Origin of the sequence: Enterococcus diestrammenae (assembly GCF_049384045.1) — a bacterium.
Lineage (GTDB): Bacteria > Bacillota > Bacilli > Lactobacillales > Enterococcaceae > Enterococcus_C > Enterococcus_C diestrammenae.
Genome location: NZ_JBMRGR010000001.1, coordinates 298,626 through 325,409, shown reverse-complemented (window position 1 = coordinate 325,409; position 26,784 = coordinate 298,626). Strand labels below are relative to the sequence as shown.

Annotated in this window: 30 protein-coding genes; 7 read left to right on the top strand and 23 right to left on the bottom strand. The window is 43.4% G+C overall.

Annotation, left to right across the window (positions count from 1 at the left end; translation table 11 throughout):
* Positions 1-115: 115 nt before the first annotated feature.
* The gene (locus ACO03U_RS01605; RefSeq protein ID WP_161869594.1) at positions 116-364 is read right to left on the bottom strand and encodes a KH domain-containing protein; all 249 of its coding nucleotides are present in this window, start codon (positions 362-364) and stop codon (positions 116-118) included.
* Positions 365-375: 11 nt separating this feature from the next.
* Positions 376-648 (bottom strand): 30S ribosomal protein S16, encoded by a 273-nt coding sequence (rpsP, locus tag ACO03U_RS01600; RefSeq protein WP_161869595.1) that lies wholly within the window; start codon positions 646-648, stop codon positions 376-378.
* A 238-nt stretch (positions 649-886) separates the two neighbouring features.
* On the opposite strand from rpsP, the gene ACO03U_RS01595 reads away from it, so the two are divergent.
* Positions 887-1,441: an NADPH-dependent FMN reductase gene (locus ACO03U_RS01595; RefSeq protein WP_204684635.1), complete on the top strand. Its 555-nt coding sequence runs from the start codon at positions 887-889 to the stop codon at positions 1,439-1,441.
* 90 nt (positions 1,442-1,531) lie between these two features.
* Here ACO03U_RS01595 and ACO03U_RS01590 read toward each other — a convergent pair whose 3' ends face one another.
* From ACO03U_RS01590 to ACO03U_RS01570, 5 genes are all read right to left on the bottom strand, one after another.
* Positions 1,532-2,578: a glycoside hydrolase family 18 protein gene (locus tag ACO03U_RS01590; RefSeq protein WP_204684637.1), complete on the bottom strand. Its 1,047-nt coding sequence runs from the start codon at positions 2,576-2,578 to the stop codon at positions 1,532-1,534.
* A 224-nt stretch (positions 2,579-2,802) separates the two neighbouring features.
* Positions 2,803-3,354 carry a VanZ family protein gene (locus tag ACO03U_RS01585; RefSeq protein WP_204684639.1) on the bottom strand — a complete coding sequence of 184 codons (552 nt, stop codon included), beginning with the start codon at positions 3,352-3,354 and terminating at the stop codon, positions 2,803-2,805.
* Between the two features lies 1 nt (position 3,355).
* A complete protein-coding gene (locus tag ACO03U_RS01580) occupies positions 3,356-4,621 on the bottom strand; it encodes an ABC-2 transporter permease (protein WP_204684641.1) in 1,266 nt (421 codons plus the stop codon).
* An 11-nt stretch (positions 4,622-4,632) separates the two neighbouring features.
* A complete protein-coding gene (locus tag ACO03U_RS01575) occupies positions 4,633-5,511 on the bottom strand; it encodes an ATP-binding cassette domain-containing protein (protein ID WP_204684643.1) in 879 nt (292 codons plus the stop codon).
* Positions 5,508-5,894 carry a GntR family transcriptional regulator gene (locus tag ACO03U_RS01570; RefSeq protein ID WP_161869601.1) on the bottom strand — a complete coding sequence of 129 codons (387 nt, stop codon included), beginning with the start codon at positions 5,892-5,894 and terminating at the stop codon, positions 5,508-5,510. Before ACO03U_RS01570 ends, ACO03U_RS01575 begins: the two co-directional genes overlap by 4 nt.
* Positions 5,895-6,050: 156 nt before the next feature.
* On the opposite strand from ACO03U_RS01570, the gene ACO03U_RS01565 reads away from it, so the two are divergent.
* Positions 6,051-6,620: a DNA-3-methyladenine glycosylase I gene (locus ACO03U_RS01565; RefSeq protein WP_204684645.1), complete on the top strand. Its 570-nt coding sequence runs from the start codon at positions 6,051-6,053 to the stop codon at positions 6,618-6,620.
* 140 nt (positions 6,621-6,760) lie between these two features.
* On the opposite strand, the gene ACO03U_RS01560 is transcribed toward ACO03U_RS01565, so the two are convergent.
* The 7 genes from ACO03U_RS01560 to ACO03U_RS01530 all read right to left on the bottom strand — a co-directional run bounded on the left by ACO03U_RS01560 (position 6,761) and on the right by ACO03U_RS01530 (position 12,779).
* Entirely contained in the window at positions 6,761-7,300 is a 540-nt protein-coding gene (locus ACO03U_RS01560; protein WP_204684646.1) for a GNAT family N-acetyltransferase, read from the bottom strand.
* The gene (locus tag ACO03U_RS01555) at positions 7,297-7,845 is read right to left on the bottom strand and encodes a GNAT family N-acetyltransferase (protein WP_204684648.1); all 549 of its coding nucleotides are present in this window, start codon (positions 7,843-7,845) and stop codon (positions 7,297-7,299) included. Before ACO03U_RS01555 ends, ACO03U_RS01560 begins: the two co-directional genes overlap by 4 nt.
* Positions 7,842-9,362 carry a ribosomal protection-like ABC-F family protein gene (gene abc-f / locus ACO03U_RS01550; protein WP_204684650.1) on the bottom strand — a complete coding sequence of 507 codons (1,521 nt, stop codon included), beginning with the start codon at positions 9,360-9,362 and terminating at the stop codon, positions 7,842-7,844. Before abc-f ends, ACO03U_RS01555 begins: the two co-directional genes overlap by 4 nt.
* 404 nt (positions 9,363-9,766) lie before the next feature.
* On the bottom strand, positions 9,767-10,024 hold the full coding sequence (locus tag ACO03U_RS01545) for a DUF3923 family protein (protein WP_204684652.1): 258 nt from the start codon (positions 10,022-10,024) through the stop codon (positions 9,767-9,769).
* Between the two features lie 490 nt (positions 10,025-10,514).
* Complete coding sequence (ffh, locus tag ACO03U_RS01540; RefSeq protein ID WP_204684654.1) at positions 10,515-11,930, bottom strand: signal recognition particle protein; 1,416 nt, start codon at positions 11,928-11,930, stop codon at positions 10,515-10,517.
* Positions 11,931-11,944: 14 nt separating this feature from the next.
* Positions 11,945-12,283 (bottom strand): putative DNA-binding protein, encoded by a 339-nt coding sequence (locus tag ACO03U_RS01535; RefSeq protein WP_204684656.1) that lies wholly within the window; start codon positions 12,281-12,283, stop codon positions 11,945-11,947.
* Between the two features lie 13 nt (positions 12,284-12,296).
* Positions 12,297-12,779 carry a 2-thiouracil desulfurase family protein gene (locus ACO03U_RS01530; RefSeq protein WP_204684658.1) on the bottom strand — a complete coding sequence of 161 codons (483 nt, stop codon included), beginning with the start codon at positions 12,777-12,779 and terminating at the stop codon, positions 12,297-12,299.
* A 207-nt stretch (positions 12,780-12,986) separates the two neighbouring features.
* Between ACO03U_RS01530 and ACO03U_RS01525 the strand changes: the two genes are divergently transcribed.
* Both ACO03U_RS01525 and ACO03U_RS01520 read left to right on the top strand, forming a co-directional pair.
* Positions 12,987-13,715, top strand: coding sequence for a response regulator transcription factor (locus tag ACO03U_RS01525; protein ID WP_204684659.1), 729 nt, complete (start codon positions 12,987-12,989; stop codon positions 13,713-13,715).
* Positions 13,712-15,454 carry a sensor histidine kinase gene (locus tag ACO03U_RS01520; protein WP_204684660.1) on the top strand — a complete coding sequence of 581 codons (1,743 nt, stop codon included), beginning with the start codon at positions 13,712-13,714 and terminating at the stop codon, positions 15,452-15,454. Before ACO03U_RS01525 ends, ACO03U_RS01520 begins: the two co-directional genes overlap by 4 nt.
* Positions 15,455-15,663: 209 nt before the next feature.
* Here the strand turns inward: ACO03U_RS01520 and ACO03U_RS01515 are convergent, their stop codons facing one another.
* Positions 15,664-15,939 carry a hypothetical protein gene (locus ACO03U_RS01515; RefSeq protein ID WP_204684661.1) on the bottom strand — a complete coding sequence of 92 codons (276 nt, stop codon included), beginning with the start codon at positions 15,937-15,939 and terminating at the stop codon, positions 15,664-15,666.
* Between the two features lie 334 nt (positions 15,940-16,273).
* Between ACO03U_RS01515 and ACO03U_RS01510 the strand changes: the two genes are divergently transcribed.
* The gene (locus ACO03U_RS01510; RefSeq protein ID WP_204684964.1) at positions 16,274-16,921 is read left to right on the top strand and encodes an SDR family oxidoreductase; all 648 of its coding nucleotides are present in this window, start codon (positions 16,274-16,276) and stop codon (positions 16,919-16,921) included.
* Positions 16,922-17,041: 120 nt separating this feature from the next.
* On the opposite strand, the gene ACO03U_RS01505 is transcribed toward ACO03U_RS01510, so the two are convergent.
* From ACO03U_RS01505 to ACO03U_RS01485, 5 genes are all read right to left on the bottom strand, one after another.
* Entirely contained in the window at positions 17,042-17,932 is an 891-nt protein-coding gene (locus ACO03U_RS01505; protein WP_204684968.1) for a phosphate ABC transporter substrate-binding protein PstS family protein, read from the bottom strand.
* A gap of 283 nt (positions 17,933-18,215) precedes the next feature.
* Complete coding sequence (locus ACO03U_RS01500) at positions 18,216-20,297, bottom strand: ABC transporter permease (RefSeq protein ID WP_204684662.1); 2,082 nt, start codon at positions 20,295-20,297, stop codon at positions 18,216-18,218.
* Positions 20,272-21,042 carry an ABC transporter ATP-binding protein gene (locus ACO03U_RS01495; RefSeq protein WP_204684663.1) on the bottom strand — a complete coding sequence of 257 codons (771 nt, stop codon included), beginning with the start codon at positions 21,040-21,042 and terminating at the stop codon, positions 20,272-20,274. Before ACO03U_RS01495 ends, ACO03U_RS01500 begins: the two co-directional genes overlap by 26 nt.
* 217 nt (positions 21,043-21,259) lie before the next feature.
* Positions 21,260-22,234, bottom strand: coding sequence for a sensor histidine kinase (locus tag ACO03U_RS01490; RefSeq protein WP_204684665.1), 975 nt, complete (start codon positions 22,232-22,234; stop codon positions 21,260-21,262).
* Positions 22,234-22,920: a response regulator transcription factor gene (locus ACO03U_RS01485; protein WP_204684667.1), complete on the bottom strand. Its 687-nt coding sequence runs from the start codon at positions 22,918-22,920 to the stop codon at positions 22,234-22,236. Before ACO03U_RS01485 ends, ACO03U_RS01490 begins: the two co-directional genes overlap by 1 nt.
* Positions 22,921-23,071: 151 nt before the next feature.
* Here ACO03U_RS01485 and ACO03U_RS01480 point away from each other — a divergent pair, with 151 nt between their 5' ends.
* Positions 23,072-23,275, top strand: coding sequence for a hypothetical protein (locus tag ACO03U_RS01480; RefSeq protein ID WP_204684668.1), 204 nt, complete (start codon positions 23,072-23,074; stop codon positions 23,273-23,275).
* A 442-nt stretch (positions 23,276-23,717) separates the two neighbouring features.
* Here the strand turns inward: ACO03U_RS01480 and ACO03U_RS01475 are convergent, their stop codons facing one another.
* Positions 23,718-24,209, bottom strand: a complete 492-nt coding sequence (locus tag ACO03U_RS01475; protein WP_204684670.1) for a GNAT family N-acetyltransferase — start codon at positions 24,207-24,209, stop codon at positions 23,718-23,720.
* Positions 24,206-25,378, bottom strand: a complete 1,173-nt coding sequence (locus ACO03U_RS01470) for a pyridoxal phosphate-dependent aminotransferase (RefSeq protein ID WP_204684671.1) — start codon at positions 25,376-25,378, stop codon at positions 24,206-24,208. Before ACO03U_RS01470 ends, ACO03U_RS01475 begins: the two co-directional genes overlap by 4 nt.
* Before the next feature lie 385 nt (positions 25,379-25,763).
* Between ACO03U_RS01470 and ACO03U_RS01465 the strand changes: the two genes are divergently transcribed.
* On the top strand, positions 25,764-26,156 hold the full coding sequence (locus ACO03U_RS01465) for a hypothetical protein (protein WP_161869621.1): 393 nt from the start codon (positions 25,764-25,766) through the stop codon (positions 26,154-26,156).
* Positions 26,157-26,199: 43 nt separating this feature from the next.
* Here the strand turns inward: ACO03U_RS01465 and ACO03U_RS01460 are convergent, their stop codons facing one another.
* Positions 26,200-26,718, bottom strand: a complete 519-nt coding sequence (locus ACO03U_RS01460; RefSeq protein ID WP_204684672.1) for a type II toxin-antitoxin system Phd/YefM family antitoxin — start codon at positions 26,716-26,718, stop codon at positions 26,200-26,202.
* Positions 26,719-26,784: the final 66 nt, after the last annotated feature.

The following is a 26,784-nucleotide window of genomic DNA, read 5'->3' as shown; positions in this document are numbered from 1 at the left end:
AGCTATACGTTTTCCGTTACTGGGACACGTTAGGGACTTTAACCCTTAAGAGTTTGCCCATGCTGGGCAAACAAAAAACACCAACCCTACTAGTAAGGATTGGTGTGTGTAGCTATTATTCTTTACCGTCTAAGATATTCAAACGGACTTTTTTCGGTCCTTCCGTACGGACACCGTAAACGATAGTGCGGATGGCTTTGGCCACACGACCTTGTTTGCCGATGATGCGTCCGATATCTTCAGGAGCGACAGTCAAGTTGTACTCGAAAAAGTCATCGGATTCGACAACCTCCAAGTTTACTTGATCTGGATTAGTGACTAAGGGACGAACGATGGTTAAGACTAAATCTCTTAAGTCAGTCATCTAAGGTCACCTTATTTCGTAAATTTAGCTTCGTGATGTTTTTTCATAACGCCTTGTTGAGACAAGATATTACGAACTGTGTCAGAAGGTTGCGCACCTTTAGACAACCAATCCAAAACTAAATCTTCTTTGATCACGACTTCTGCTGGATTAACCAAAGGGTTGTATGTCCCTACAGTTTCGATGAATCGTCCATCACGAGGAGAACGAGAATCAGCTACCACGATACGGTAAAAAGGTTTCTTTTTAGAACCCATACGTTTCAAACGGATTTTTACTGCCATTACTTACACCTCCATATATTTTTCTCACAATGGGTAGTTTAACAGGTTTTTCCAACGGTGTAAAGAGTTTTTTCTTTACAGCTTAAAAAAGATCCTTTTCCCACCGTCTCTCTCCCCTCAAAAAAAGCTCAAAAACCGGTACAAAGCATATTCTTTGTTAAAATCACCAACTGTCGGTACACTTAAATCAGAGAGAAAAAACTTTAATTATTTTATCTAATGTATAGGAGGATGTTTTATGACAGTCAAAATTGGTTTCATCGTAGGAAGTCTGCGGACAGCTTCTTACAACAAGAAAGTTGCCGAAAAATTTGCAGAATTATTGCCAGCAGATTTTGAAGCAGTCTTTTTAGAAATTGGCAATTTGCCATTATACAATGAAGATTTAGATGTCGACGGCAAAGTCCCTGTGGAATGGCAAGCTTTTCGTGATCAGGCGGCAGCCTTGGATGGTTTCTTCTTCTTCACACCTGAATATAACCGCTCCGTACCAGCAGCCTTGAAAAATGCTTTAGATGTTGGTTCTCGTCCTTATGGGGCAAGCGTTTGGGGTGGCAAACCCGCCTTGGTGGTTTCCGTCTCACCTGGTGCGATTTCTGGCTTTGGGGCTAACCATCACCTTCGTCAATCCTTGGTCTTCTTGGATATGCCGACTCTCCAACAACCGGAAGCTTACATCGGTGGGATCAATAATCTAATCGATGACAACGGTGACATTGCAGAAGGTACTGTGAACTTCTTCCGGACCATTATTTCTAAATACGTAGACTTCTACAATAAACTGAAAGCTTAAACCTTTAATGCAACAGACAGCCACGTGATGGCTGTCTGTTTTTTTATACTTTAGATCGCTATCAAATAACCCCTCCGTTTGCTACTCTTCTTATTTCATTTCGGTCTCGTGGGAAACTTGCAACACTTCCGCCGCAGCCCCTAATAAATCCCCCGTCAAATCTAAGGAATACTCCCAAAACATCAAGCCTCGCAAATCTTCAGCTAGAATATACTGGGCTTTTTCCCTCATGGAACGCGGATTGTCAAAAGACAGATACATCTCCCCATCAAAATAGTATGGAGCGTAAGCAGCTTCATCCCAATAAAGGTTTTCCGGATGGGCTTCAAAAAGTGGTTTCAACTGATTATAATTATTGGTCTCGCCACCGGTGCCTTCCGCCAAAGCTCCCACTGGCATAGCGGTGTCTGCAGGAAATCCCCGCCAAATACGACTATAAAAAGCGGCTCCAATTACGATTTTTTCATTAGGGACGCCTTTCGCCCGCAAGTTATTTACCGCCTGCATCACGGATAAATCCCCATCTGGATAAGAGGCCAAATTTGTATGGTGACCGGCTTGATGGGTAAAACTGCCTCGCATATCATAGGTCATGACATTGATAAAATCTAAATAATCGGCATATTCGTACGCCTCATTCGGACTCATAGTATCCAGTAATTTTTTCGCAGCACCAATTGCAGCGGTCAATAAATAGTATTTGCCAGTTTCGGCACCTTGTTTATCCAACGCTTGACGTAGCTCTTTGACAAAATACAGAAAGTTTTGGGCATCGTCTGGGCTTGCTTTGATCCCCGCTAAATCCATCCCCGGGTATTCCCAATCCAAATCAATGCCATCAAAGTGGTATTTTTCCATATAAGCGACAAGATTTGCAATCAACACCACCCGATTTTCCTTGGTTGCTACACCATCGGAAAAGCCATCAGCACTCCAGCCGCCGATACTGATACAACTTCGCAAATGGGGATGTTCGGCTTTCAGCTCATTGATCAAATGAATCTTTTTCAGATCCCGCAGGATTGTTAGTCCCTGAATATTTGCAAAAGCATAATTAATGATGGTCAATTTCTCAGCAGCGATGTCCTCCTTTTCCCAGACTTTGTTGTCATCTAAATAGGCAATAATCTCTTTCATAAGTTCCTCCTTGAAATTGTAATCCTTTTCATTGCTACCATAGCCAATCCTACGTCACACCTCAATATGTATCCTTCTCCTACTATGTAAAAACCGTCTGCATGCCAGAAAATCACTTGGCCATTGAGGTATCGAAAGGTAGATACAGTCAAACATAAGAAAAACTCCTCTTTAGCAGTGTCTGTCAGACACCATCAAAGAGGAGTTTCTTACTGAAAAAGCGTTTAGCGGTTCAACCCAATCAACAATCCTAATAAGAGGACTAATAAAAGAGTGGCAATCAAGGCTAAAATAACGAGTCCTCTTCGGATATCATCGCCGAAAATACGTGCCAAAATGGAATACAGACAGAGCCCCACCAAACCGCCAGTGGTGTTCATCAGGAGGTCGGTGATGTCCGTTGCGCCGATGCCTAGAAGGTATTGCAAAGCTTCATAGCTGGCACTGATGGCAATTACCAGTGCCAGTTTTTGACCAAAATGCCACCTGCTCCCCCAGATCATCTGAAAATACAGTCCTAATGGCACAAAAGCCAGTCCGTTTAAGACGATTTCATTTAGCTGGATATGCCCATTGACGATGGCTGAACCGGCAAAGGGAATCAGATTCACCTGGCGATAGCTGCCCCAAACTAGCTGATCCAGATTGGTGGCCAGTTTAAAAAGAATGCTCCACGTGAGTAAAACCAAATAGATGACCAGCAAGATCGATGTCAGTTTTCTTTCCCAAGAACTATCCCGTAGCGTTGTTTGTATTGCTTGATCTCGTGGTTTCATTTTAGCCACCACCTTTGAGGGCTTTTTTCTCCAAATGTGCATCCCATTTTTCATGCAAAAACTTGCGGATGCCACCGAAGAATAGTAGCGAAGTAGACAAAGCAATTGCAATCAACAATTGGATAATCATGGAAACGACGACCTCTCGTAATGGATAGGACCAATAACTGCTATCGATTCGTTGAGCGTACAGATAAGTATGCCATGTGTTCGTAAAACTAAAGAGTAAAATAATGAAGGTATAGCCAGTCAACAGGAACCAAACCGGCCAACGAGATTCTGGGTAAAGTAAGAATTCCCCATCATTTTCTAATGAGAGAACTTGGTATTTGCGGTAGGCCCAGAAAAGCAAGGCACCACTCACTAGCAGCATCACCAGGGCGGCCTGCCAATAGCCACTGCTTTTACCGATATCCCAAGTAAAGATGCGAAAATAACTATTGCTATAATTAGCACTTTTCCCTCGTAACAAGATATTCAACGTATCCATTAAATTAAACAAGACATAAGGAAGTTGTGTCCCGGAAGCCAGCAACAACAAGTATGCCAAAGGACCAAAGACGATATTTCCTACCATCGTGCCGACAAACACACTCACACTAAACCCTAGCAAACACGTACTAAAACTAGTACCCACCGAAGCCAGCAGTTGGCCCCAGCTAGCATTCATATATGGTTGCGGAACTCCCAGGTGTAAAATTACTACATTTAAGATACTTCCCACCAAAAAACTCCCTAAAATAGGTAAGCCTACTTGAATCAGCTTGTTCATAAAGAGTTTTTTGCGACTGACAGGTAGACTAAATAGGAAACGATTGAAAGCTGTTTTTTGGTCGACGAAAAAGAGGAGAAACCCGCATAAAGCAATCAAACCAATCACTACTTGACCCAAAGTCTCCTGGTAGCTGCTATAGGTTTCTAGCTTGGGATCGAAGTTTGCTGGTTTCATCTGTTCTCGTAGCTCATCGATTGTCCGATAGCTAGGCCCTTCACTCGTGTCATAGCTCTTCCAAAAATAGGATTCCTCTTCAATATAGGTGGCAAGATCATAATAATGAGTGATGGCATTGCCTTCTCCATCGTAAGTGTAATACTCTGAGGGATATTCCCGGTATTCTTCCCGAAAATCATCTGAGTGCAACCATTTTTGATTGGTATGCCAGTTATGCACAGCGCTATAACCCACCCCGCAAAAATACAGTAAGATCACTACCACTACTGAAAGTGTTATTTTGCCATAACGTTGGCGATAGATTTGTTTGATCATTGTCATCCCTCCTATTGGATCATGCTTTCCCGGTTCAAATTGGCTTCAAATAAATCTTCCAATGATAATGGCAACTCTTCCATCAAGACCGGTTCACACGCCTGGATAGCTTGTTCCAACTCCGGTGTAAAGCGCTCAAAAACAGCAGTAATCACTCGTCCTTGAATAGTCAATAATTTTGAATTTTCTTTTACGACAGCCGGCACCTTTTTCGTTTTGAAAACCAATTGCAGTTTTCGCGCATTTTCTCTCATGGATTCCAGGCGATACTCCCGGACAATCGTCTTGCCCTTCAGTAACAAAGCACGATCGATGATATCTTCTAGTTCCTTCAGATTATGGGAAGCAATCAAGACGCTACAGCCCTTTTCAGCGACATGTTCCAATAAAAGTCCGATCACTTTTTTACGCACGATCACATCCAAACCGTCAAAAGGTTCATCTAGCAATAAATAGTTGGCACCGGAAGCAATCGCTAAAATCATCTGGTATAAGCCCTGCATCCCCTTTGACATCCGGCGATAGCTCAGATGCTCAGGAAACTGGTTTTCAGCCAGCAGCTGCAAGTACAGGTCTTGATCGAACTTTGGATAGGCGTAACGGTAAAAGTGATTGAGTTTTTTAAGGGTATACCCCGATAAGAAATTATCCAATTCATCAATATAGAAAATCTCAGCTTTTTTCGTCGGGTCTTGATAAATCGATGCGCCTGCCACCTGGATATCCCCAGTTTCTGGTAGGTAATTGCCGGCAATCGTGCGAAATAAGGTGGTTTTTCCGGACCCATTGCGCCCAATTAGCCCGACGATTTCATTTTCAAACAATTCAAAATTAATCTGGGTAATGATGATTTCTTCATTCATTTGTTTTCGTAAGTTGGTCACTTTCATGTCCGATTCCCTCCCATTTGGCGATAGTTTTGTTGTAGCCAATTGATTAATTCAGCTTCGGAAATTTGCAAATGAGCGGCTTCCACCACTAACTCCTCAAGTTTTTGTTTTAATTGCCCCACACGGACTTCATCTCGAGGCAAATCTGAAGCTGCTTTGACGAAAGTTCCCTTGCCTTTGATAGTTACTAACGTTTGTTCCATTTCCAAGACTTTGTAGGCTTTGGCCACCGTATTTGGATTCATCAATAGCTCCTTAGCCAGTTCCCGTACAGAAGGCAACTTGTCTCCTGGTCGTAAAATGCCTTGCAAAATCGCCTCTTTGACACTGAGAATCAGCTGCTCATAATAAGGTTTACTGGAACCTTTATCAATCGTAATCATGCCACCACATCCTTCCTCTTTCGATTGAGGTGTTCTACGTGTACTATCATAACTAATACACTTCTAGTCCACAACATTTTTCTGAAAAATTTGGTAGACTATTAAGAAAGACTAAACAACGGCTAAAAGGAAATTACGGAAAAAGAGGGGGATAACATGACCAAAAAACGTTGTGATTGGGCGGAAGCTAATGAGCAGATGCGCCAATACCATGATCAAATCTGGGGAAGGCCAGAGTTTGATGATCAAAAACTGTTTGCCAAGCTAGTGTTGGACATGAATCAAGCTGGCTTGAGTTGGAATACAATTTTACAAAAGTGGGCCCATTTTGAGGTAGCTTACGAAAATTTTGCGATCGATAAGGTGGCAGCATTCTCAGCTGAAAAAGTTGAAGAACTGATGCAGGATGCGGGGATTATTCGCAATCGTCGCAAAATCGAAGCAGCAATCCACAACGCCCAACAAGTACAGGCACTTCAAGAAGAATTTGGTAGTTTTAGTCAGTATCTCTGGCACTTTGTTAATGGCCAACCGGTGATAAATCATTGGCAACATGCAGCTGAAGTCCCTGCCAGCAGTGAATTATCTGATGAGATCTGTAAAGATTTAAAACAGCGTGGCTTCAAATTTGTAGGAACGACGATTATCTATAGTTTTTTACAAGCAGTCGGCATCGTTAACGACCATCTGGTAACTTGTTTTTGTTATGAGGAACTGACAAACTAAAAGAACAAATTTTATGGTCAGAAACACTAAGCATTCCCTTGTTACTTGGCTTTCGTCGTTCTAGCCACTCATCCTCATTTCTACGCAACTAAAGTAAAATACCGTGGGACTCCCTCATTACGAGCTAGTCCCACGGTATTTTATTGGCTTGATTGATTAGTCTCAGCTGACGAGACTGCAAAAAGATAATGGGGCATAGTCACACCACGATAGACTTTGACAAATCGCTTGCGGGCGGTCATGCCGTTGCGAATCGCCACGTTCATAGAAGCTAGATTGGTGTCTCGTACGATGGAAGCCACCGCTGATAACCCTAGCGTTTTAAAAGCGTAGTGTTTCACCGCCTGCGCCGCTTCGGTCATATAACCTTGGTGCCAGGCATCATAAATCAAATGATAGCCGATTTCCGGAAACCTTTCTCCTTCCACTTCTTGCATGGTAAGACCACATTCACCAATCAGCTTGCCGTCAGATTTCCGCTGAATCCCCCATAAGCCAAAACCATGTTCGGCATAAGAGGCTAGATTCCATCGCAGCCACTTAGCGATTTCCGCTTCATTAAAACCACCCTCATAGGCATGCATCACACGGTCATCCCCGAGAAAAGTTGCCAATAACGCCTCCTCCCCTGGTTGCCATTCCCGCAAAATCAATCGCTGAGTTTCAAGGATTTGCTTCATAATTGTTGGGCCTCCTTTAAGGTACGCCATTCTTTTTGCAACAATCCATAGTCATACTGAGGATACCACTGACCTTCATGAAAGATACTTTCACGATTGGTGCCTTCCAGAATAAAGCCGATTTTTTCGTACAGCGCAATCGCTGGCTTGTTGAAACTATGGACGGATAGGCGAACTTTGTGCAAGCCGATATGATCAAAGCAAAAGGCTAGCATCAGTTGCAAAGCTTCTTTAGCATAGCCTTTGCCCCGGCTTTCTGGATCATAGATTGCTAGTCCTAGCTCACCGTTGCGATTTTTGACTTTGACATCAGACAGCGTAATAAAACCCACCGCTTGATCATCTGCTTGTCGCCGGATCACAAAAGCAAAATTCTCGTTGCTTTGGGTATCAGCAAACAGCGCCTCCCAGTCTTTCACCTGAAAAGGGTGGTAAATATCCTCCGCCAAGCCAGACATGAGGGCCGGATCCCATTGCCACATAGTAAAATCAAGCCCATCTTGCTCCCGGTATTCCGTCAGAGCGATATTTGTTCCTTGCATCATTTTTTATCCTCCGCTTCACTTGGCTTACTTAAATACAACACCTCAGTGGCAACATTTTTCAAAAAAGTTTCATCATGCTCCACGATTAGCATCGTCGGTTGTACCTCGGTGATCATCGTTTCCAACTGTTCTTGATTGAAAACATCTAGGTAATTCAACGGCTCATCCCAGATAAACAGTTCAGCCGCAGTCGCCAATGACTTCGCCAGCTCCACGCGTTTTCGCTGCCCCATACTCATGTCTTGGATAGGATTTTGAAAGACACTCCGCTCAAAGCCAAGTTTTTTCAAGTTATTCAATAAATCTTGATAATTCAAATGATGACTTTCCGCAAATTCGGTCAAGGTCCCTTGGTTGTCTTCATAGTTTTGCCGCACATAACTTACAGCCAGTCGCTGGGGTCGGAGGATTTCACCAGTTGCTTCTCCGTCAAAGGTTCCTTGCAACCAGCGAATAATCGAGGATTTGCCCGAGCCATTCGCCCCTTGGATTGCCAAGCGTTGGCCTTGATGTAGCTCAAAAGATAGCGGATCAAACAGCGGTTTCCCCTCATAAGAAAGCTGCAAATCGGTCACTTTGAGTAACAACTTGTGGTGGGTCGGCTGATAATTAATCGTCAAAGGATCGATGTATTCAATATCTTTCAGCAGCTGCTCTTTTTCCGAAATCTGATTATCCATCCGGCGCTGGAGGTTTTTGGCTTTTTTCATCACCCGAGCAGCTCGCGCACCGATTGCACCAGTATCACCAATTGCACCACTGCCCTTGACGTTGGGCTTGCCATATTTATCTTTCTCCCGTCCACGGGACCACTCGGCTTTGTCCGCTGCCGTCTGCTTCAAACGTCCGATTTCTTTTTTTAGCTTCTGGTTTTGCTCTTGTTCGTAGCGATCACGCATGCCTTTTTGTTCTTCGTAGACGGAAAAGTTCCCTTGGTACAACACCAAACGACTTTTTTCGATGGACAAGACATGATCCACCACCTGATCCACAAAACCACGATCATGACTTACCAAAATAAATCCCTGCCGCTTTTGCTTCAAATAATCCGCCACTTGTTTGCGGGCTACCACATCCAAATGATTGGTCGGCTCATCAATCAATGGAAAATTCACTTCATCCACAAATAACAGTGCCAACAATACCTTCGTCTGTTCTCCGCCGGAAAGAGTGCCAAATTCCCGCCACAAAATCTCTGGATCCAGCTGCAACAGATTCAATTCCCGTTGAATTTTCCAATCTTCAAAATCCGTCAGTTCTTGCAAGACATAATAAGTCAGCTGCGTCGGATCCGTCACTGCCTGTGGAAAATACGTAAAACTAACCCGGTGCTGGATTGTTCCAGCATAGGGAAGCTTGTTTTGCAATAAGTTTAATAACGTGGTCTTGCCACGTCCGTTACGACCAATCAAACCCAACTTCCACTCGGTCTGTAGCGTCAACTCCGCATCCGAAAACAGCTCAGTCCCTTGATTATCATAACCAAATGTCAAATGTTTTATTTCAATAGTTGACATCGTTTCACCCCTTTTTGATTTGTGTTTTTCAGATTATTGAATTCTTGCCGAAAAACACAAAAAACCTCGCCAATTTACAGGACAAGGCTTTGCGATATTCAGGTCTGTATCGGCTGTTTGCGACAAAACATCGGCGTTGTAGCCCTCAGTATCACACTGCAAAAACAGCAAAAAAGACCCACCATCGAAAAACCATTTGTCCTGAAAATCTGCACACTCATCCCTTGTCTTCACAAGAAATCAGTCTTGATGCAGCTTCAACAGGTCAAATTAGTTTTTCAACGGAGGATCCCTCATTTCATTTTTTAGTAGTCTTAGAGTAGCACGGTGTTGTTTTTTTGGCAACTAGAAAATACCTAAGACAACTACTTTATGAAAATAGAGGAAATCATTTATGAATATTTTTAAACAAGATTCCCTTGCCCCGCTTTTCTTTTTGGCTCAACTTTTTTATTTGTTTCCTTACCCGCCAAATAATAGCGCCATGCCAGCTGGATGAAAAGAATCAAAAGCGCACCAATCCCCAAAACAGCATAAGCTAGCATGCGGGACGCCGATTCACTACGGGTAGCGGTTACATTGAACTCCCACTGACTAACAAAGATTCCCAAAGAAATAAACAACACACACCAATACACATTTGCCATACGCCAAAATTTCATATTCTCCCTTAACCCTTCTAATGCAACCTCTTACAAAAAGCGGTTACTAAATTTCTCTAATCAAATTATAACACAAATCTTGGAATCTAGGTGGAATTTTTACTAAACGAAGAAAGCCTTTCCTCCCGATTGCAAAAAAACAAGAGTTATACGGAAGGCAATTTCTAAACACAATCCAAAAATCCGAAAATTTTCCTAGCTCAGCTACTCTTATCGTAGAAAGTGGTGAAATGTGGCGGAGTAGGATTGGCGTGACAGTAGCTCTCAGGATTCCAGATGAATTACTTAGAGTTGGGGTGCTTGCGTCACTTACTCTAAGTTTGAAGCGAAAAGGACAAAGCCAAACACGCCTTTCGTTTGGCTTTGTCCGGTCCAGCTACCGTCACCCCAATCCTACGGAGCCACATTTCACCATTTTAACACCACAAAAAAAGAACAAATCACCTGTAAAAATTTCCAGGTAATTTGCCCTAACTGTCTGTCATTAGTTTTATTTCCGTTTTTTCTTTTTCTTCTTATTCTTTTTCACCATGCGGTTCATAGCCATCTTGCCAAGTTTGCCTTTGACGCCGGTCCCAAACATTTGGTCCATCCCCGCCGGCATACTACCTTTGGACATTTGTTGCATCATTTTTTGGCTTTCCTTGAACTGTTTGATAAAGCGATTGACCTCCACTACGGAATTCCCGGAACCCGCTGCGATTCGGCGGCGGCGACTTGGATTGAGCAAATCCGGATTTTCCCGTTCAGCAGGCGTCATGGATAAAACGATGGCTTTTTGGCGAGCCAACATTTTCGGATCGACTTTGACATTTTCGATGCCTGGAATTTGGCTCATGCCCGGTATCATCTTAATCAAATCTTCCAATGGTCCCATGTTTTGAACTTGATCCATCTGTTCGATAAAGTCGTTGAAGTCAAAGGAATTTTCCTTCATCTTGCGGGCCAGTTCTTCGGCTTGTTTTTCATCGTATTCGGATTGGGCTTTTTCAATCAGGGTCAGCATGTCCCCCATTCCCAAAATACGGCTAGCCATCCGGTCTGGGTGGAAGACTTCCAAGTCCGTCAATTTTTCACCAGTCCCGGTGAACTTGATCGGTGCGCCAGTCACTTGACGAATGGACAGCGCTGCACCACCACGGGTATCCCCGTCGAGTTTGGTGATGATCACCCCACTGATACCTAACTGGGCATTAAAGCTATCGGCAACATTCACCGCATCTTGCCCGGTCATGGCATCCACCACCAGTAAGATTTCATCTGGTTGGGCGACCTCTTTGATTTGTTTCAACTCATCCATCAAGGCTTCATCGATATGCAAACGGCCGGCGGTATCAATCAAGACATAGTCATTTTTCTTTTCTTGGGCTACAGCCATCCCTTGACGGACGATTTCCACCGGGCTGACGTCGGTCCCCATATCAAAAACAGGCACATCCAATTGTTGTCCTAAGACTTTCAATTGGTCGATGGCTGCTGGACGATAAACGTCTCCGGCAATCATTAACGGCCGTGCATTTTCATTTTTCTTCAAATAATTGGCCAGCTTACCAGCAAACGTGGTTTTCCCGGCCCCTTGTAGCCCCACCATCATGATGACTGTCGGGATTTTTGGTGATTTATTGAGACCGACTGTTTCTTCCCCTAAGGTTTTGGTCAGTTCTTCATTGACGATTTTAACGATTTGTTGCGCTGGGGAGAGACTTTCTAGAACTTCTGAACCCACCGCCCGCTCCCGGACATTTTTGGTGAATTCTTTGACGACTTGCAGATTGACGTCGGCTTCAAGTAAAGCAAGGCGGATTTCCCGCATCATTTCTTTGACGTCAGCTTCGGTTACCTTTCCTTTTTTACGAAGGCGGCTCATGGCCGACTGTAGGCGTTCTGTTAAGCTTTCAAATGCCATTCATTTTCATTCCTTTATTCATCGATTTCTTGGATTTCTTCAATAAAACCTTGCAAGATAGCATCTTTAGGATAGTGCTCGCTGACATAAGTCGTCAGTTTTTCCAGCACTTCATTACGGACGATGTAATCAGAGAACATATGCAGTTTGCGCTCGTAGTCCTCCAGAATTTTTTCAGTCCTCTTTATGTTATCATAAACTGCCTGACGACTCACCTGAAATTCTTCGGCAATCTCCCCCAAAGAAAAATCATCGGCATAGTACAACTCCATATAATTCATCTGCTTTTCCGTCAGCAAAGTGGAGTAGAACTCAAACAAAGCATTCATGCGATTGGTTTTTTCAATCTCCATCGTTTCCACTCCCTTAATCTTTGTACGTAACTGCTAAGCCATCAAGTAGCTCATGGTAATTGTCTTCAGTGTAAACAGTGATTCCCCGCTTCAAAAAATAAGCAGTAGCTACTCCCACCCCACTAACACGGGTACCTGAAAAGCTACCGTCATAAATCAGCTGACTGCCACAAGACGGACTGCGCTCCTTCAAAATCACTTGCTGGATCCCTTGGGCTTGCAATTGTTGATAAGCTTTTCGAGCACCGTTTTTATAGGCTTCTGTGACATCGACTCCGGCCGTATTGACCACTTGGGCTTGCCCCTGCCAGACGTCAAAGCCATCCCCACCAATGATTTCAGCGGGTTCGCGAGGCGTTGGGAGCCCTCCAAGGACTTCCGGGCAGATTAGTTGGGCTTGCCCCGCTTCAATCAAAGGGCGTAAGTCTGTCAGCTCCTGCGTATTGCCATCATAGCGACAAAAAAGTCCGCCTAAACAGGCGCTAATTCCAATCACGACTTGATTTCCTCATGACTTATTCCTTTCACCGCGGTTACTTCAACAAAATCCGAAACTTCAGTTGCCATTATAGCATTTTTCTGCTTACTAAAATAGTAGCCTACTGGATTCTATGCTAAAATGAAGCCAATTATATGGTCTTTGGTGCCTGCACTTGCTAACAAGCTTTGGCACCATTCACTCTAGTTACAAAAGGAGATTTTCATGAAAAAAGTATTGATTGTCGACGATGAATCCTCCATCGTCACCTTACTAAGCTTCAATCTCGAAAAAGAAGGTTATCACGTTACCAGTGCCAATGACGGCTTAACCGGGTACGACTTGGCGTTGCACCAAGCCTTTGATTTTATTATTTTGGATATCATGCTACCAGGATTAGACGGCATGGAAATTACCAAGAAATTGCGGCAAGAAAAAGTTGATACGCCGATTTTATTATTGACTGCTAAAGATGAAACCATCGACCGCATTTTAGGTTTGGAAATTGGAGCTGACGATTATCTCACCAAACCCTTTAGCCCGCGGGAAGTTTCTGCTCGGATGAAGGCGATTTTCCGGCGTCTGCAACCGCGAAATCTCCCCCACAATGCGGCAGCTGCAGCTAGTGACCAAGAAGCCAAAAGTGACATCCTGACGATTGGCGAAATTACCGCTGACTTGGCTAATTTTGAAGTGACGGTTGCCAAAGAGCCAATCTTTTTGACACCGAAAGAATTCGAACTGCTAGTGTACTTTATGAAACGCAAAGATCGCGTGATTGATCGCGACACGCTATTGGATCGGATTTGGAAGTTTGACTTTGCCGGCCAAAGTCGGATCGTGGATGTCCACGTCTCCCACCTGCGAGAAAAAATCGAAAAAGACCCCAAAAATCCTGAGTATTTGGTGACCGTACGGGGCTTTGGGTATAAATTTCAGGAGCCCAAACAATGAAAAAGCACTATGGGGAATCCCTCGCCTGGTTAGCAGTTTTATTGGTCATTTTCATCGGCGCTTGGCAATTGATTGCAGGCTTTTACCAGCGTCAGGTTTTGGATCAGCAACAGACTTATTTGGAAAAAAAAGGCAGCCTGTTGATGCACATGGCAGAACTAAATGGTGGCGGGGATAGTCTAAAAGACCTTAGCCAACACTACGTCACCTCTTCTGACGAACGCATCACCTTGCTGGCTGCTGATGGGGCGATCTTATTTGATACCTATGACCCTAGTCTCGAAGGTACCCGCAGTGATCGCCCGGAAATCAAAACTTTGTTACAAGGGGGTAAGCTGGGAGTCTCTTTGCGGCAAAGCGATACCTTGAACAAGGAACTGCTCTATGTAGCCATTCCAGTGATGACTGATGGCCATCTCAGTAATATCATTCGGATTGCTGAGCCCACTGCCACCTTTATGGCCGAAGCCGGCTCGGTACGGCAATCGATCTTTTTCGTATACAGTGTTTTATGCCTGCTGATAACCTTTTTGGTGCTGTATTTTTTACGACAAAAAAATCGCCCCATCGAAAAAATCTTACCGGTGCTGAAAAAAATGGCAACCCAACCTCAAAAAACCGAACTGATTATGCAGACTTCACCTCAATGGCAGGAACTTTATCAGACCATCAACCAGTTAAGCGAGCAACTCAGCCAAACTTACCAAGCCTATACCGCTACTGAAAATCAGCTTCATACCTTACTCAACGAATTGATGATTGGCGTCTTTATTTTGGACGAAGAGCAACAGCTAGTGATGATCAATCCCACCATGCAAGAACAGCTTGGCATCACGGGAACGCTCAGCTTGCCAACGGAATTTGCCAGTGTGATAAAAGATCCTGGCTTGATCCAACTCATCTACCGGATCAACAAGCACCAGCCAGTCCTCCAAGAAGAATTGCGGCTAAAGCTCCCAGAAGAAAAAGTACTGGACATCAACCTCCGTCTTTTTAATGAGCAAAAACAGCTGATGGGAATTTCTTATGATCTGACTCGTGTGCGCCAACTCGAAAAAATGCAAAAAGATTTTGTCAGCAATGTTTCCCATGAACTGAAAACACCGGTGACTTCCTTGATTGGCTTTACAGAAACCTTGCTGGCAGGAGCCATGCATGATCCTGAAATCACCGAAGAATTTCTCGTGATTATGCAAAAAGATGCCCAACGTCTGCAACGCCTGATCCAAGATATCATTCAACTTTCCAAAACCGAAGCTGAATTGCAATACGAACTGCAACCTATCGAACTCCCGACGCTCTTCCAGCAACTGAAAGACAGCTATCGTCAGCTATTGGCAGAGAAGCAAGTAACCTTAACCTTGACGGGTAGCGAACCGACTTACTGGTTAACCAATCGAGAGTTCTTCTACCCTATTATCAAAAACTTGGTGGAAAACGCCATCCAGTATTCTCCAAAAAATAGCCAGGTGAAACTCAGCTGGCGCCTGACAGCGGCAGACCAACTGGAAGTCACGGTTCGTGATCAAGGATTGGGCATTGACCAAGATGACCAGGAACGGATTTTCGAGCGTTTTTATCGCGTCGATAAAGCCCGGGCCCGGCATTCTGGTGGTACGGGACTCGGTTTAGCCATCGTAAAAGACTATACCGAAAAACTTGGGGGCACCCTCCATTTGACCAGTCATCCACAGGTGGGCTCCACCTTTTCTGTTGCTTTCCCCAAATTAACCAAATAGAATGGACTTATTTCCGAAAAAACACTTGCTTGAAAGCGGAATTGGTAGGTACCAACGAATGTGTAATTCTTATTTTGCTAATCCGTAAAATAAAGTCTACAAATAAAAACTGCTGGCCACTTTGACAGTGAACCAGCAGTTTTTATGATCCTTTTTCAAAAGAATCAAGGGATGAAGGATTTTCTTGGTAGACCTGGCAAAGCTTATTTTTAATCGTTGAACGTTGCTCGATAGTTATGCAAAGATCCACGAGTCACACGAATAAAGCAATAGAGCAGGGCCAGAAAAAAAGCTCCAAAAAATAACGATCCTATCAGATGAGACAGTTTCAAAAATCCAACTGTTACCATTAAAATAAGCCCCAGAATCAACAAGTATAGAAAGCTGCGCACAATCCCTTGGATGATAAATCTTCTCTGACTAGCACCGGCAGGAGTTCTTTCAAAAATCCATTGAAAGAAGATTTCAAAGACTAAATCAGCCATATTCACTACCTCTTCTATTCACTGTTTTATTTTACTTAGCATAACATATAAAGTAACCTTGGGAAAATCAAATCTTGTCTTTCCCACATTGTTTTGACTAAAGTCCTGCCCCTCTCTGGAACAAGTAAACGCAGCTTTGTCAAAAAAAGTTACTCGTAACAGCACCGAAACACGACACTAGCCAACGTCTGTCTAATCCCTTTCAAAAACCAAGAAAGATTCTTTGACCAAAAGAGCTTTCCCGTCTAAAACTAGACATGTAAGATCATTCCTACTCCTACACTAAGGATGCTTGAGTAAGGATGGCAAGTATTCACCAATAATTGGAGGAATTATCATGAAAGTATTGGTTTTAGGTGCCCATGGACAGATCGCTCGCTTAGTCGAAACACAGTTAGCAGCAGAGGCGCCGGAGATTCAACAAACTTGGTTTTTAAGGGATAGTCAACGCCTAGCCAGTGACGCCTCCCCTAGCATTACCCTTTTTGAAGGCGACGCTGCCAATGAAGCTGATATTCAGCGAGCGTTGCCAGATGTCGATCTCGTCTACGCCAACCTTTCTGGCAGCAATATCGAAGCCCAAGCCACCGCTGTCGTCAAAGGGATGAAAAAAGGCGGGGTCTCTCGTCTCATTTGGATTTCTACTTTGGGTATTTACGATGAGGTTCCCGGTGCCTATGGGAAATGGAATCATGACATGCTAGACGGTGGGTATTTGGAAACCTATCGTGCTGCCGCCAAAATCATCGAAGCTTCCGGTCTGGATTACACCATTATTCGCCCGGCTTGGCTCAGCAACAAAACAGAAGTCGACTATGAGCTGACGGAAAAAGGCACACCATTTAAAGGGACAGAAGTTTCCCGCGCTAGCGTTGCCGATTTGGTGGTAAAAATCATCCAAAATCCCGCCTTATACCAAAAGAGTTCCCTTGGAGTCAACAAACCAAATACCGATGGTGACAAACCAGAATGGTATCGCTAAATCTATGTAAAACAAGTAAATTAGGTAGTAACAACTCTAGATATCAACATACCAAGCCAACAACAAAGACAGCCTCACGGATTCCTGTTTTCCGTGAGGCTGTCTTTGTCGTTTTCACTTCTACAAGTCTTTCACTTCACCAGTAGCCGAGCGCTCGACTTTCATATCTGTGATTGGCAAGTAGCCCAAGTCTTTTACCACGCCTTGTTGCACATCGGCTTCTAACATATAATCAAGGAACTTCTTGGTAGCGGCATCAGGCTCGCCTTTCGTGTACATATGTTCATAGGACCAGATTTTCCAGTCGTTCGTAGCAATTTTTTCCGCAGTGGGTGCAACACCATCGACTGTCAAGGCTTGTAGGCTATCGTCTAAATATGACAACGCCAAGTAACTGATGGCTCCTGGTGTTTCCGCCACAATCTTTTTCACCGTTCCGGAAGAATCTTGTTCTTGAGATTGGATAGCCTCAGCGCCATCTAGCGCCCATTTTTCAAAAGTTGCCCGCGTGCCACTTCCAGATGCTCGGTTAATAACAGCGATTTCTTGGTCTTTCCCACCAACATCTTGCCAGTTAGTGGTCTTACCCGTGAAGATATCAATGAGTTGGGCTTTGGTCAATTCTTTGATCCCCACCTCTTTGTTGGCTACTGGTGCCATGCCAACGACAGCCACTTTATGGTCCACTAACTCATCAGCAGGGACGCCATCTTTTTCTTCTGCGAAAACATCTGAGTTGCCAATAGTCACGGCCCCGGTGGCAACTTGAGACAACCCTGTCCCACTTCCGCCCCCTTGGACAGAGATTTGATAATTAGCGTTTTCCTGTGTAAAGCTTTCTTGTGCTGCATCTACCAATGGTTGCAATGCTGTCGATCCCACGGCAGTAATTTTGACAGCTTCACTGCTTTTACTGCTAGCGTCACTCGCGGCATTTCCACTTCCGTTTCCTTTGCCACAGCCCGCCAATAATAAACCGGCTGCAAGAACTATCAGACTCATTTTTTTCACTTTTTTCACGATTATTCCTCCTTGATAGTCACACACAATGACCTGCTTCATCAGTTGGTAAACAGCCTGTCACGCTCGCAGCTGCCTCACTGACTTACAAGCATAGTCTAACAAGTTCATGTAAAGGCACCACCAACATCAGGTAAAGATTGGGTGAAGGGATGTAAAAGTTCTGTAAATTCTGCCACCAAACTAGTGTCGGAATAAAATCGCTTGTGCCCTTTATTCAAGGAGAACCTAAAAAGACGGCCCAAAATGGCAGCCGTCTTAAACTTATTTATGCTTAAAACCCTTGAGGATTTTCTGCTCGTACATCCAAATGGACCAGATAACGCCAGCGACAAATGATAAACAATAGCGTCATCAACCCACCATAACAAGCAATAATGATGAAAAAGTAATGCCAGAGATTCAAAGAGGATAACTGAACAATCCCCCAATAAGCCACTGCCGAATGAATCGTCGCCACAAGCATCGGGATATAAAACATCCCTACCAATTGCTTAGTCACGATTTGATGTCGTTGTTTTGGTTGTAGGCCCAATTGATACAAACTGCGATGGTAACGCCCTTCTTTGTCCAAATCGCCAAATAAGCGGAAATACATGATAGACGCCGTAAAGATGAAGAAGACGCCGCCTAATAAGACCCCAATCATCAAAATCAAGCCGTTGGACTGGCGTTGTTTTTGCCAGCCTTCATAGCGGGATTCATATTGTAAATAATAGTCGTTGTAGAGTTTTTCCCAATGTTCTTCCATTTCTTTGTCTGACAAGTTTTCATCGACTGGCGCCATGGAAAGTTCCTCGTATTTGTCCTGTTTGTCGTGGAGCAAGGTCAATAGTTTTTGATTGACGTTTTCATCGGTGCGCCATTCTTTAAAGTCTAATAACTGGTAACGAATCATTGGGTAATTATCGTCTTCTGCAATCTGAAATTGAGCTACCATATCATCTGGCGCAATAAAGAAGCGATACATATTAGCAATCCGAAACCGCACTGGTTGGGAAGTCAATGTAATCTCTTTTGTGCCAGACTGCAAGTCAACTTCTAACGTTTGTTGCCGCTGACTAAGCTCCTCTTCCTGATATTTGTTTTCTTCCACCGCCGTTGAAGCCGGTGCAATGATTTCATCGGCTTTGGGATGCAGCGCTTCAAAGCCAAATTTCTTGGCTACCTGATTGTAATCAGAAGCCTTCATACAATAAGCAATGTAAGTCCCGACTTCTTGATCTTGGGCCCCTTTTTCTTGATAACCCATGGGATAAGTAATGACTTGACTATAAAGGGGAGTATGCCCACCAGCTTTGATGATGTTGATCATTTCTTGAGCAGTCTTTGACGTATTGGTGACCTGATCAGCCTTTGTGACGCTTTCGTTTAGTACGAAGGCGGTAGAAATACTATTCCGGCTACCCGTCTCAGAACTTCCCAAAGCCACTGTCACCGAAATCCCAACTAAAGCTACCGAAGCGGTACAAGCAATCAAAGCAAACATGGTAGCATTACTTTTGGCTTTGTAGATCCCTTCTGCAATACCGAGCAATTTCTTTCCTTGCCAATAGCTACTGCTTTTTTTGGCTCCTTTGTAGAAGTACACCACCACTTGATGGAAAAACAAGAAGGTACCCAAGACAGTCAACAACACGCAGGCCAACACTAAAAGAAGTCCCATGCCCGACGAACCATAGATAAAGTACACCAGTGAACCATAGCCACCAGCTAAACACATAAATGCTAAAACGACTAGCAACGGATGGGTCTTAGGCAGAGGTTGTGGCGTTTCATCACTTTTCCCCAGTTGGCTCAATGTTTCTGTCTCGATTCGCAAAGTCATAATCAAACTAATCAACAGATACAGCCCCAAAAAGACCACCACAGTTAGTAAGATTCCCAAAGTCGGGAAGTAAAACCGCAAACCGGTAATAATCCCTAACAGATTTTGAATCACGATCAAAATTACCTTAGTAAACAAGACACCGAGCCCAACACCAGTAAAGATCGAAGCGAAGCCAATCAGCATATTTTCCCCAAATAAAATCTTTCGTAGATCTTTAGGCTTCATCCCCAGCATCAAATAAATCCCCAAGTCTCGCTTGCGAGCTTTGACGAAGGTCCAAAAAGAATACCAAAGAAAAATAATCGATAGTAAGACGATCAACACTTGGCTAGCAATCATCCCGAAACCTGCGAGTTCCGATACATCCCCACTAGAGCCTTGAATCCCGCCACGCATTTGTGGATGGAAGGTCAACATGGCAAAAGTGAAAAAGACAAAGACGGAAAACGTACTGGCGAGAAAATAGCTGCCATAAGTCCGCGCAGAACGCAGAACATTATTAATAATCAGCTTGAAGAAGCTCATGAGAACGACCTCCTAAATGACTTAACACCGTCAAGATTTTTTGGTAAAAGGCATTGCGATCTTCTCCAAGATAGATTTCATTGTAAAAGCGGCCATCTTTGATAAAGATGACCCGATTACAAAAACTTGCTGAAAAGGCATCATGGGTCACCATCAATGTCGTCACTTGTCGTTCTTGATTCATGGCTGACAAAAGCTCCATCACAGCATTGGCAGCTTTCGAATCGAGATTACCAGTGGGTTCATCCGCCAAGATCAAACTAGGATTATGAATCAACGCCCGACAAATCGATACCCGCTGTGCTTCCCCACCAGACAATTGATAAATTCGCTTGTTACGCAAATGAGCAATCCCCAACTCTGTCATCAATCGTTCTGCTTCTTTTAGCATCACTACCGGCTTTTCCCGGTCCAACGTCAATGGTAAGACGATATTTTCCACTACTGTCAACGGTGCGAGCAAATTGTAGTTCTGGAAGACAAAGCCAAGTTTTTGACGGCGAAAATCTGCCAATTTATTTTTATTGTATTCATGGGGATTTTCCCCTTCCAAAAGGATTTTGCCAGAAGTTGGCTGATCCAAAGTCGCCACACAGTTAAGCAAGGTCGTCTTACCACTTCCTGAAGGCCCCATGATTGCTACAAATTCCCCTTTTTGAATCTTTAAGTCGATGCCTTTCAACACTTCAACAGTAACTTCTCCACTGTAGTTTTTCACCAATTGCTTGATTTCTAGCAATGCCATGGTGTTTTTCCTCCTTTAACCTGCCCTTACCCATATGTATTTGACAGGACTTCTTTGTATCCATAGTTTACCAAGGAAGCTAGCTTTTACCTATCTGTCAAGTTGACAAAAAGCTTACAAAGTCGTAAGAAACTAAAAACAGTCGCCTATAGCAAAAAAAAGGAATACCTACACATAAAAATGCTGGTCTTCCTTTAGCTTTATCTTTTTAAGAGTATTATTGCAACCCATCATCTGGAAAACGTAAAGTCACTTGGGTCCCCTCACCGACTGTGGAATCAATCGCAAAAGCAATCCCTAGCTCTTCGCTCACTTGATCCACCAAGTACAGTCCCATCCCTGTGGCCTCGCCGAACTTACGGCCATTTTCGCCGGTGAAGAAGGGCCGTTTGACTCGTGGCAAATCGGCTGGTGGAATCCCAACACCATGGTCAACAATCCGTAAAATAGGAGCGCCTTCAGAGCTTGTTCCAGTCAAAGTAACTTTGCTACCAGCCTTTGAGTATTTGATGCTATTGATCAAAATTTGTTCAAGGACAAATTGCAACCATTTTTCATCCGAAATCACCACGAGCTTTTCTGAAATTTTCATCTCAGGAAATACTTGGTGTTGGATAAAGAAATTTTTCTGTTGATTCACTGCGGTATTGACCACTTTTTCCAATGAAAGTTGCTGCAATGTAAAATCCTGGGCCATGCCACCGATTAACCGCGCTTCGTTTAAAGCTAAGTTAAGGCCACTTTTCAAACGCTGCGTCTCCCGCAAAACTTCTACTGAATCCAGTTGATTTTCCTGGGCCATCATTTCCAAAACACTGATTGGGGTCTTCATCTGATGGGTCCAGAGGTTCATAAAAGTCACTTGTTGTTCCCTTGCACGGGTGGACTGGAGTATCTGATCCTCTTGTTTTTGAAGCAGGCTATTTACCTTATCGAAAATGAGACGACTTTCTTTGTCAGTATCCCCTCGCAACAATGCAGAACTTTTTCCCGACAGAAAATCATACCAGCGCCGTTTCCGAAAATAATCCAAGAGAAAACAGCCAATCAGCAAGAGGGTGCCCACCGCCAAAAGGTATACTAATAAACGCCAATTTTCACTGTGTGCTAGACCCAGCACCACAATTACAAAAAGCTGAACTGTAAAGACTAACAAAAATTGTAGCCAATGGGTCTTCCCATAAAAGGCCATCACCCTTGCCCCCAATCCAATTGGTAGCCTTGGCCCCGCAACGTATGAATCTTAGCCACCAAGCCCATGTCCTCCAATTTTTTTCGTAAACGCCCCATATTCACAGATAGCGTATTGTCATCCACGAAGCGCTCATCATCCCACAGCTTCATCAAAAAAGTCTCACGTTTAACTATGGTTGGGGCATTTTCTATCAATAGTTCCATCAATTCCCCTTCTTTTTTCGTCAGAAATTCTTTTTTATCGCCATAGCGAATTTCTAAACGTTCAGGAAAATACTGTAATTCACGATAGGTCAAAATCCGCTCACCAGCTACCGAGTATTCGCCGGAGGTTCGCCGGAGTTGGCTTTTGATTTTCGCAATCAAGATTTCATTGGCAAAAGGTTTCACCAAATAATCATCTCCGCCGTATTCCATCGCCATCACTTGATCCATCGTATGATCTCGAGCAGACAAAAAGATGATGGGCAGATTGGATAGCTTTCGCAACTCTCGTGTCCAATAAAAACCATCAAAATAAGGCAAGTTGATATCCATAAGGACCAAATCCGGCATCAATTTACTAAACTCCCCCACTAAATCAGCAAAATCTACCGGAACCGTTACCTCAAATCCATATTTTTCAATAGCCTCTTTTACTACTTTGGCCAGTGCCTCATCATCTTCAATTAAAAATATTTTCATATTCAATCCCCATTTCTCAGAGCCGTTTCTTTGCTTCATTCTATCAAATCTTCGAATGCTTTTGGTTATCCTTTTTCACGAGTATGCCAACAACCATTATTTGTGAAAGCGAGGTATACTATTACTAACAAAAAGAAAGAAGGTCTTTTTCATGTTAGAAATTCACTATATTCCTGTCGGTGGTGCTGAGAAAGTCAAAACCTACGAGACGGCAAATGCCTTTTTAGCGGCCCAATATTTGGAAGTCCCTGAACTGCAAGACAACTCCCGTGTGACAAAAGTCTTGTTGGATGGGCAAGCAGTTGAACTACAAGATAAGACGGTCGCCGGTCTCTTTGATTATCTAAACCACTAATTTATTGAAAAACATCCCCATTAAATAAGATAATTTTTATGAGTTGTCTTAGGACTTAGCTAGTCATAGGCTGCCTTCGTTTCATTATTGAAAGGTAGCCATTTTATTTTTAGTCTAAAAAAGCAGTCGTCTTTTCGTTGTGGAAAAGCCGACTGCTTTTTTTATTACGTAAAACAGATTTTTTTGTGGATAACTTCGGTAAATAACACAAAATTTGTTTCATGTTCCGTGAAAACATAGAACCATCAATCTTTTTGATCTTTAAGATACTTTTTGGAAAAAATCCTCAAACTATTGACATCTGCAAAGTTACAAAACTAAAGTCAAAAAATAGAGTTATTTTATTTGCTAGCGTTTCACAAAAAGTAAATGTTTCATATTTGAAAGCGTCTTATTCTTTCCAGCCTAATTATGACTTCTTTCAGAAAATATTTTTGTTCTATCAAAGCAGCTCTTTTTCCATCACCAATAACCGACCTTGAGGTGAATCTTGCTGAGAAACCTCAATGAAGCCTTGTTTTTGCCACATCTTCTGACCAATTCCATTACTCTGATAGACGCCTAAACGTAGCTTGGACTGGCCTTTTTCCCGGCACCTGTTCTCAACTTGTTGGTAACAAAAAGTGCCTAACCCTTGATGCCGTACCACTGGGTGAAAAACCATCAAGCCGAGTATCGTCGTCTCTTCTTGGGGATAGTCATGTAACAAATCAATTAATCCCACTAGCTGACCAACTTTCATCACCGCAAAAACTTCTTTGTCGGCAAGGTCCGTATCCGGTGGAAGGTCATAAAACAAGTCATGTTCGACTTCTTCAATCGACGGTTGCTGCTTTTGCCAGTGGCTAAAATAATCCAAGCAACTCATCATCAGTTCATAAACCGCTGGACTCTGACTAGCAGCTATTTTGACTAGCTCAATTTCCTGATTCATTTTGTGTTTGCCATATAGGCGGCCAAGCGGGTCATCGCCTCTTTTAAAGAAGCCATCTCAGCAGCGTAACTAACCCGTACATAGCCTTCTCCTTCAATTCCAAAGGCGACACCCGGAATTACAGCTAATTTATTTTTTTCCGCCAAATCCACACAAAAAGCCATCGAATCTTGTAAGTAACCTGCTGGAATTTTGGCAAAAAGGTAAAACGCCCCTGCTGGTTTCGCCACTTCAAAGCCCAATTGCGACATCTCATCGTAAACAAAGTCCCGGCGTTTACGGTATTCTTCTTTCATGACTGCTGCATCGAGAAGCCCTGCTGTCAGAGCTTCCACCGCCGCTTTTTGGGAAATCGTAGAAGCTGCCGTCACCAAATATTGATGGACTTTGATGATTTGGGCAGTCAAGCTTTCCGGTGCGAAGATAAACCCAATCCGCCAGCCCGTCATCGCATGGGATTTAGACAAGCCGTTGATCAAGATCGTCTGCTCAGGAATAAACTCAGCGATAGAAACATGAGTCTGGTCATAGCTCAACTCGCTATAGACTTCATCACTGATGACAAAGACCGGATACTTTTGCAAAACCTCAGCTAGTGCTTGGACTTCCTCGCGGTTATAGGTCACACCGGTGGGATTGCTAGGATAATTCAAAATCACCGCTTTGACCTTGTCCCCTTGTTCTTGCAAAGTCGTTTCTAAAACTTCCGGCGACAAGACAAAACCATTGTTGGTGGTATCCATATAGACTGCCTCTGCACCGGCTAGAGTGATGACTGGTTCATACCCGGGATAAATCGGTGCCGGTAGCAAGACTTTATCGCCGGCTTCTAACATGGAGAGTAGCGCAGCCGAGATGGCCTCTGTCGCCCCCACCGTCACCAAGATTTCCTTTTGTGGATGATAGCTTAAGCCATAGCGTTCTTTCAAATAATAGGCCGCAGCTTCTCTGACATCAGTCAGTCCTGCCATCCCGCTATAGTGACTAAAATTTTCAGTAATCGCCTGACGTCCGGCTTCTTTGACATGTTCTGGCGTATTAAAATCCGGTTCTCCTAAAGTTAACTTCAACATACCGTCGATTCCCGACACTCGTTCATCAAACTGTCGAATCAAAGAAACGGCAATTTTGTAGACTTGTTGATTGAAACGTTCTGTTAATGGCTGCATATCCAACGGCTCCTTTTTGATTACACGTTACTGTTATTCATCAGTGACGCCCTCAATTATTTTGAGGTCCTTTTGTACAATCCTATCACACTCTTGACATTCAAAAAAGCCAAAGACTAACAAAAGAAACCACTTAAGACTTTGATGTTCGCATTTTCGCGAGTCTCAGGAAGGCGAATTTTCCGTGGATTTTAACGGCTTAAAAATTCACGAAACCAAGGGCTCATCTTCTGCTCATTTAGCCAACACAAACGTTATCTTTTATTTTTAGAAGAAGTCACTAAAAAAAATCTAATCTTTCTGAAAAATATTAAAATGTGGATTGCTACTAATTTTAAATGGTCGTAAAATGAAAATGAAATAACACATATCTAGGAGGTGTACCATGTTAAAACAACTTTATCGTCTGCCACTTATGTTATTTATGATTCCTTTTGTTTACTTGTCGCTTTGGTTAGATACATACTTCCAGTCAGTCCTTGGTTTTTTCTTTTCATTGGTTTTGGCTGTGTTGCTAGGTTTTTATTTTAAGGCCTCGAAGCAACTGCACTTATGGGCCGTCGGTAATATCGTCAGCACCATCATTTCCTTATTGCTACAGCACCAACATCCAGAATGGCATTTTCATTACCAGCCCTTTAACCCCACCCTTTTGGTATTGTCTCTTTCCTTGCTTTACTTGATTCCGCAGCTATTCGGAATCTTTTGGGCCAAAGTCTTGCGGATCAATCTGGCCCAAGATAATCAAAAATACAAATTCATTTTTATGAAAAAATGACCGTTAAAAACCCCCGAGCCTAGATTGGTTCGGGGGTTTTTGATTACTGGATATCTTTCAAATGAATCTTTTTAATGATCAGCTTATCAAACATCGTGCCTTGATTATCTTGTTCGCCGATGACCTCAGCCACAACATTTTTGCCATCATGTTTTTTACGGAGTTGGTAGATGATTTTGCCGGTTTGCTTCAGCTCAGTCACCATGTCCACTACTCCACCAAAGCCAGTTTTACGGGTGATGAAACCTAGTGCGACCATCCGTTCATCCAAATTTTTAGCCGAGATCGTAGCACCGGTAATCAGTGCTTCTCTCATCACATTTAGAAATTCCTCTAAGCCATCCACGGTGCCGATTTCATCTTCCACCGGTTCAGGGCGACTATGGAGTTCCTGTAAGAGGTTTTCGTACTGCTCTTGCGTCAGCATGACACCAGCGACTTTTTCCCGATTAAACACGTAAACAGCGGTCCCTGCTTGCCGTGCTTGCTCAAAAACATCCATCGGTGATTTTTTGACCTCGGTAATCGATGTTGTCGGTACTTCTAACTTCTTCAGTTCCATTCCAGTCACTCCTATATCTATCTGAGGCGCTAAACCGCGTCCTCCCTAACTTAACAGTGCCTCATC

Bases quoted from the DNA above. Each gene is read 5' to 3' on its own strand.
- ACO03U_RS01565 (WP_204684645.1), top strand. From the start codon at position 6,051: ATGACCAAAAAACGTTGTGATTGGGCGGAAGCTAATGAGCAGATGCGC.
- ACO03U_RS01560 (WP_204684646.1), bottom strand. From the start codon at position 7,300: ATGAAGCAAATCCTTGAAACTCAGCGATTGATTTTGCGGGAATGGCAA.
- ACO03U_RS01575 (WP_204684643.1), bottom strand. From the start codon at position 5,511: ATGAAAGTGACCAACTTACGAAAACAAATGAATGAAGAAATCATCATT.
- ACO03U_RS01520 (WP_204684660.1), top strand. From the start codon at position 13,712: ATGAAAAAGCACTATGGGGAATCCCTCGCCTGGTTAGCAGTTTTATTG.
- ACO03U_RS01515 (WP_204684661.1), bottom strand. From the start codon at position 15,939: ATGGCTGATTTAGTCTTTGAAATCTTCTTTCAATGGATTTTTGAAAGA.
- ACO03U_RS01525 (WP_204684659.1), top strand. From the start codon at position 12,987: ATGAAAAAAGTATTGATTGTCGACGATGAATCCTCCATCGTCACCTTA.
- ACO03U_RS01490 (WP_204684665.1), bottom strand. From the start codon at position 22,234: ATGGCCTTTTATGGGAAGACCCATTGGCTACAATTTTTGTTAGTCTTT.
- ACO03U_RS01470 (WP_204684671.1), bottom strand. From the start codon at position 25,378: ATGCAGCCATTAACAGAACGTTTCAATCAACAAGTCTACAAAATTGCC.
- ACO03U_RS01595 (WP_204684635.1), top strand. From the start codon at position 887: ATGACAGTCAAAATTGGTTTCATCGTAGGAAGTCTGCGGACAGCTTCT.
- ACO03U_RS01570 (WP_161869601.1), bottom strand. From the start codon at position 5,894: ATGATTACGATTGATAAAGGTTCCAGTAAACCTTATTATGAGCAGCTG.
- abc-f (WP_204684650.1), bottom strand. From the start codon at position 9,362: ATGTCAACTATTGAAATAAAACATTTGACATTTGGTTATGATAATCAA.
- ffh (WP_204684654.1), bottom strand. From the start codon at position 11,930: ATGGCATTTGAAAGCTTAACAGAACGCCTACAGTCGGCCATGAGCCGC.
- ACO03U_RS01460 (WP_204684672.1), bottom strand. From the start codon at position 26,718: ATGGAACTGAAGAAGTTAGAAGTACCGACAACATCGATTACCGAGGTC.
- ACO03U_RS01545 (WP_204684652.1), bottom strand. From the start codon at position 10,024: ATGAAATTTTGGCGTATGGCAAATGTGTATTGGTGTGTGTTGTTTATT.
- ACO03U_RS01580 (WP_204684641.1), bottom strand. From the start codon at position 4,621: ATGATCAAACAAATCTATCGCCAACGTTATGGCAAAATAACACTTTCA.
- ACO03U_RS01480 (WP_204684668.1), top strand. From the start codon at position 23,072: ATGTTAGAAATTCACTATATTCCTGTCGGTGGTGCTGAGAAAGTCAAA.
- ACO03U_RS01555 (WP_204684648.1), bottom strand. From the start codon at position 7,845: ATGATGCAAGGAACAAATATCGCTCTGACGGAATACCGGGAGCAAGAT.
- ACO03U_RS01465 (WP_161869621.1), top strand. From the start codon at position 25,764: ATGTTAAAACAACTTTATCGTCTGCCACTTATGTTATTTATGATTCCT.
- ACO03U_RS01585 (WP_204684639.1), bottom strand. From the start codon at position 3,354: ATGAAACCACGAGATCAAGCAATACAAACAACGCTACGGGATAGTTCT.
- ACO03U_RS01500 (WP_204684662.1), bottom strand. From the start codon at position 20,297: ATGAGCTTCTTCAAGCTGATTATTAATAATGTTCTGCGTTCTGCGCGG.
- ACO03U_RS01495 (WP_204684663.1), bottom strand. From the start codon at position 21,042: ATGGCATTGCTAGAAATCAAGCAATTGGTGAAAAACTACAGTGGAGAA.
- ACO03U_RS01590 (WP_204684637.1), bottom strand. From the start codon at position 2,578: ATGAAAGAGATTATTGCCTATTTAGATGACAACAAAGTCTGGGAAAAG.
- ACO03U_RS01605 (WP_161869594.1), bottom strand. From the start codon at position 364: ATGACTGACTTAAGAGATTTAGTCTTAACCATCGTTCGTCCCTTAGTC.
- rpsP (WP_161869595.1), bottom strand. From the start codon at position 648: ATGGCAGTAAAAATCCGTTTGAAACGTATGGGTTCTAAAAAGAAACCT.
- ACO03U_RS01535 (WP_204684656.1), bottom strand. From the start codon at position 12,283: ATGGAGATTGAAAAAACCAATCGCATGAATGCTTTGTTTGAGTTCTAC.
- ACO03U_RS01475 (WP_204684670.1), bottom strand. From the start codon at position 24,209: ATGAATCAGGAAATTGAGCTAGTCAAAATAGCTGCTAGTCAGAGTCCA.
- ACO03U_RS01485 (WP_204684667.1), bottom strand. From the start codon at position 22,920: ATGAAAATATTTTTAATTGAAGATGATGAGGCACTGGCCAAAGTAGTA.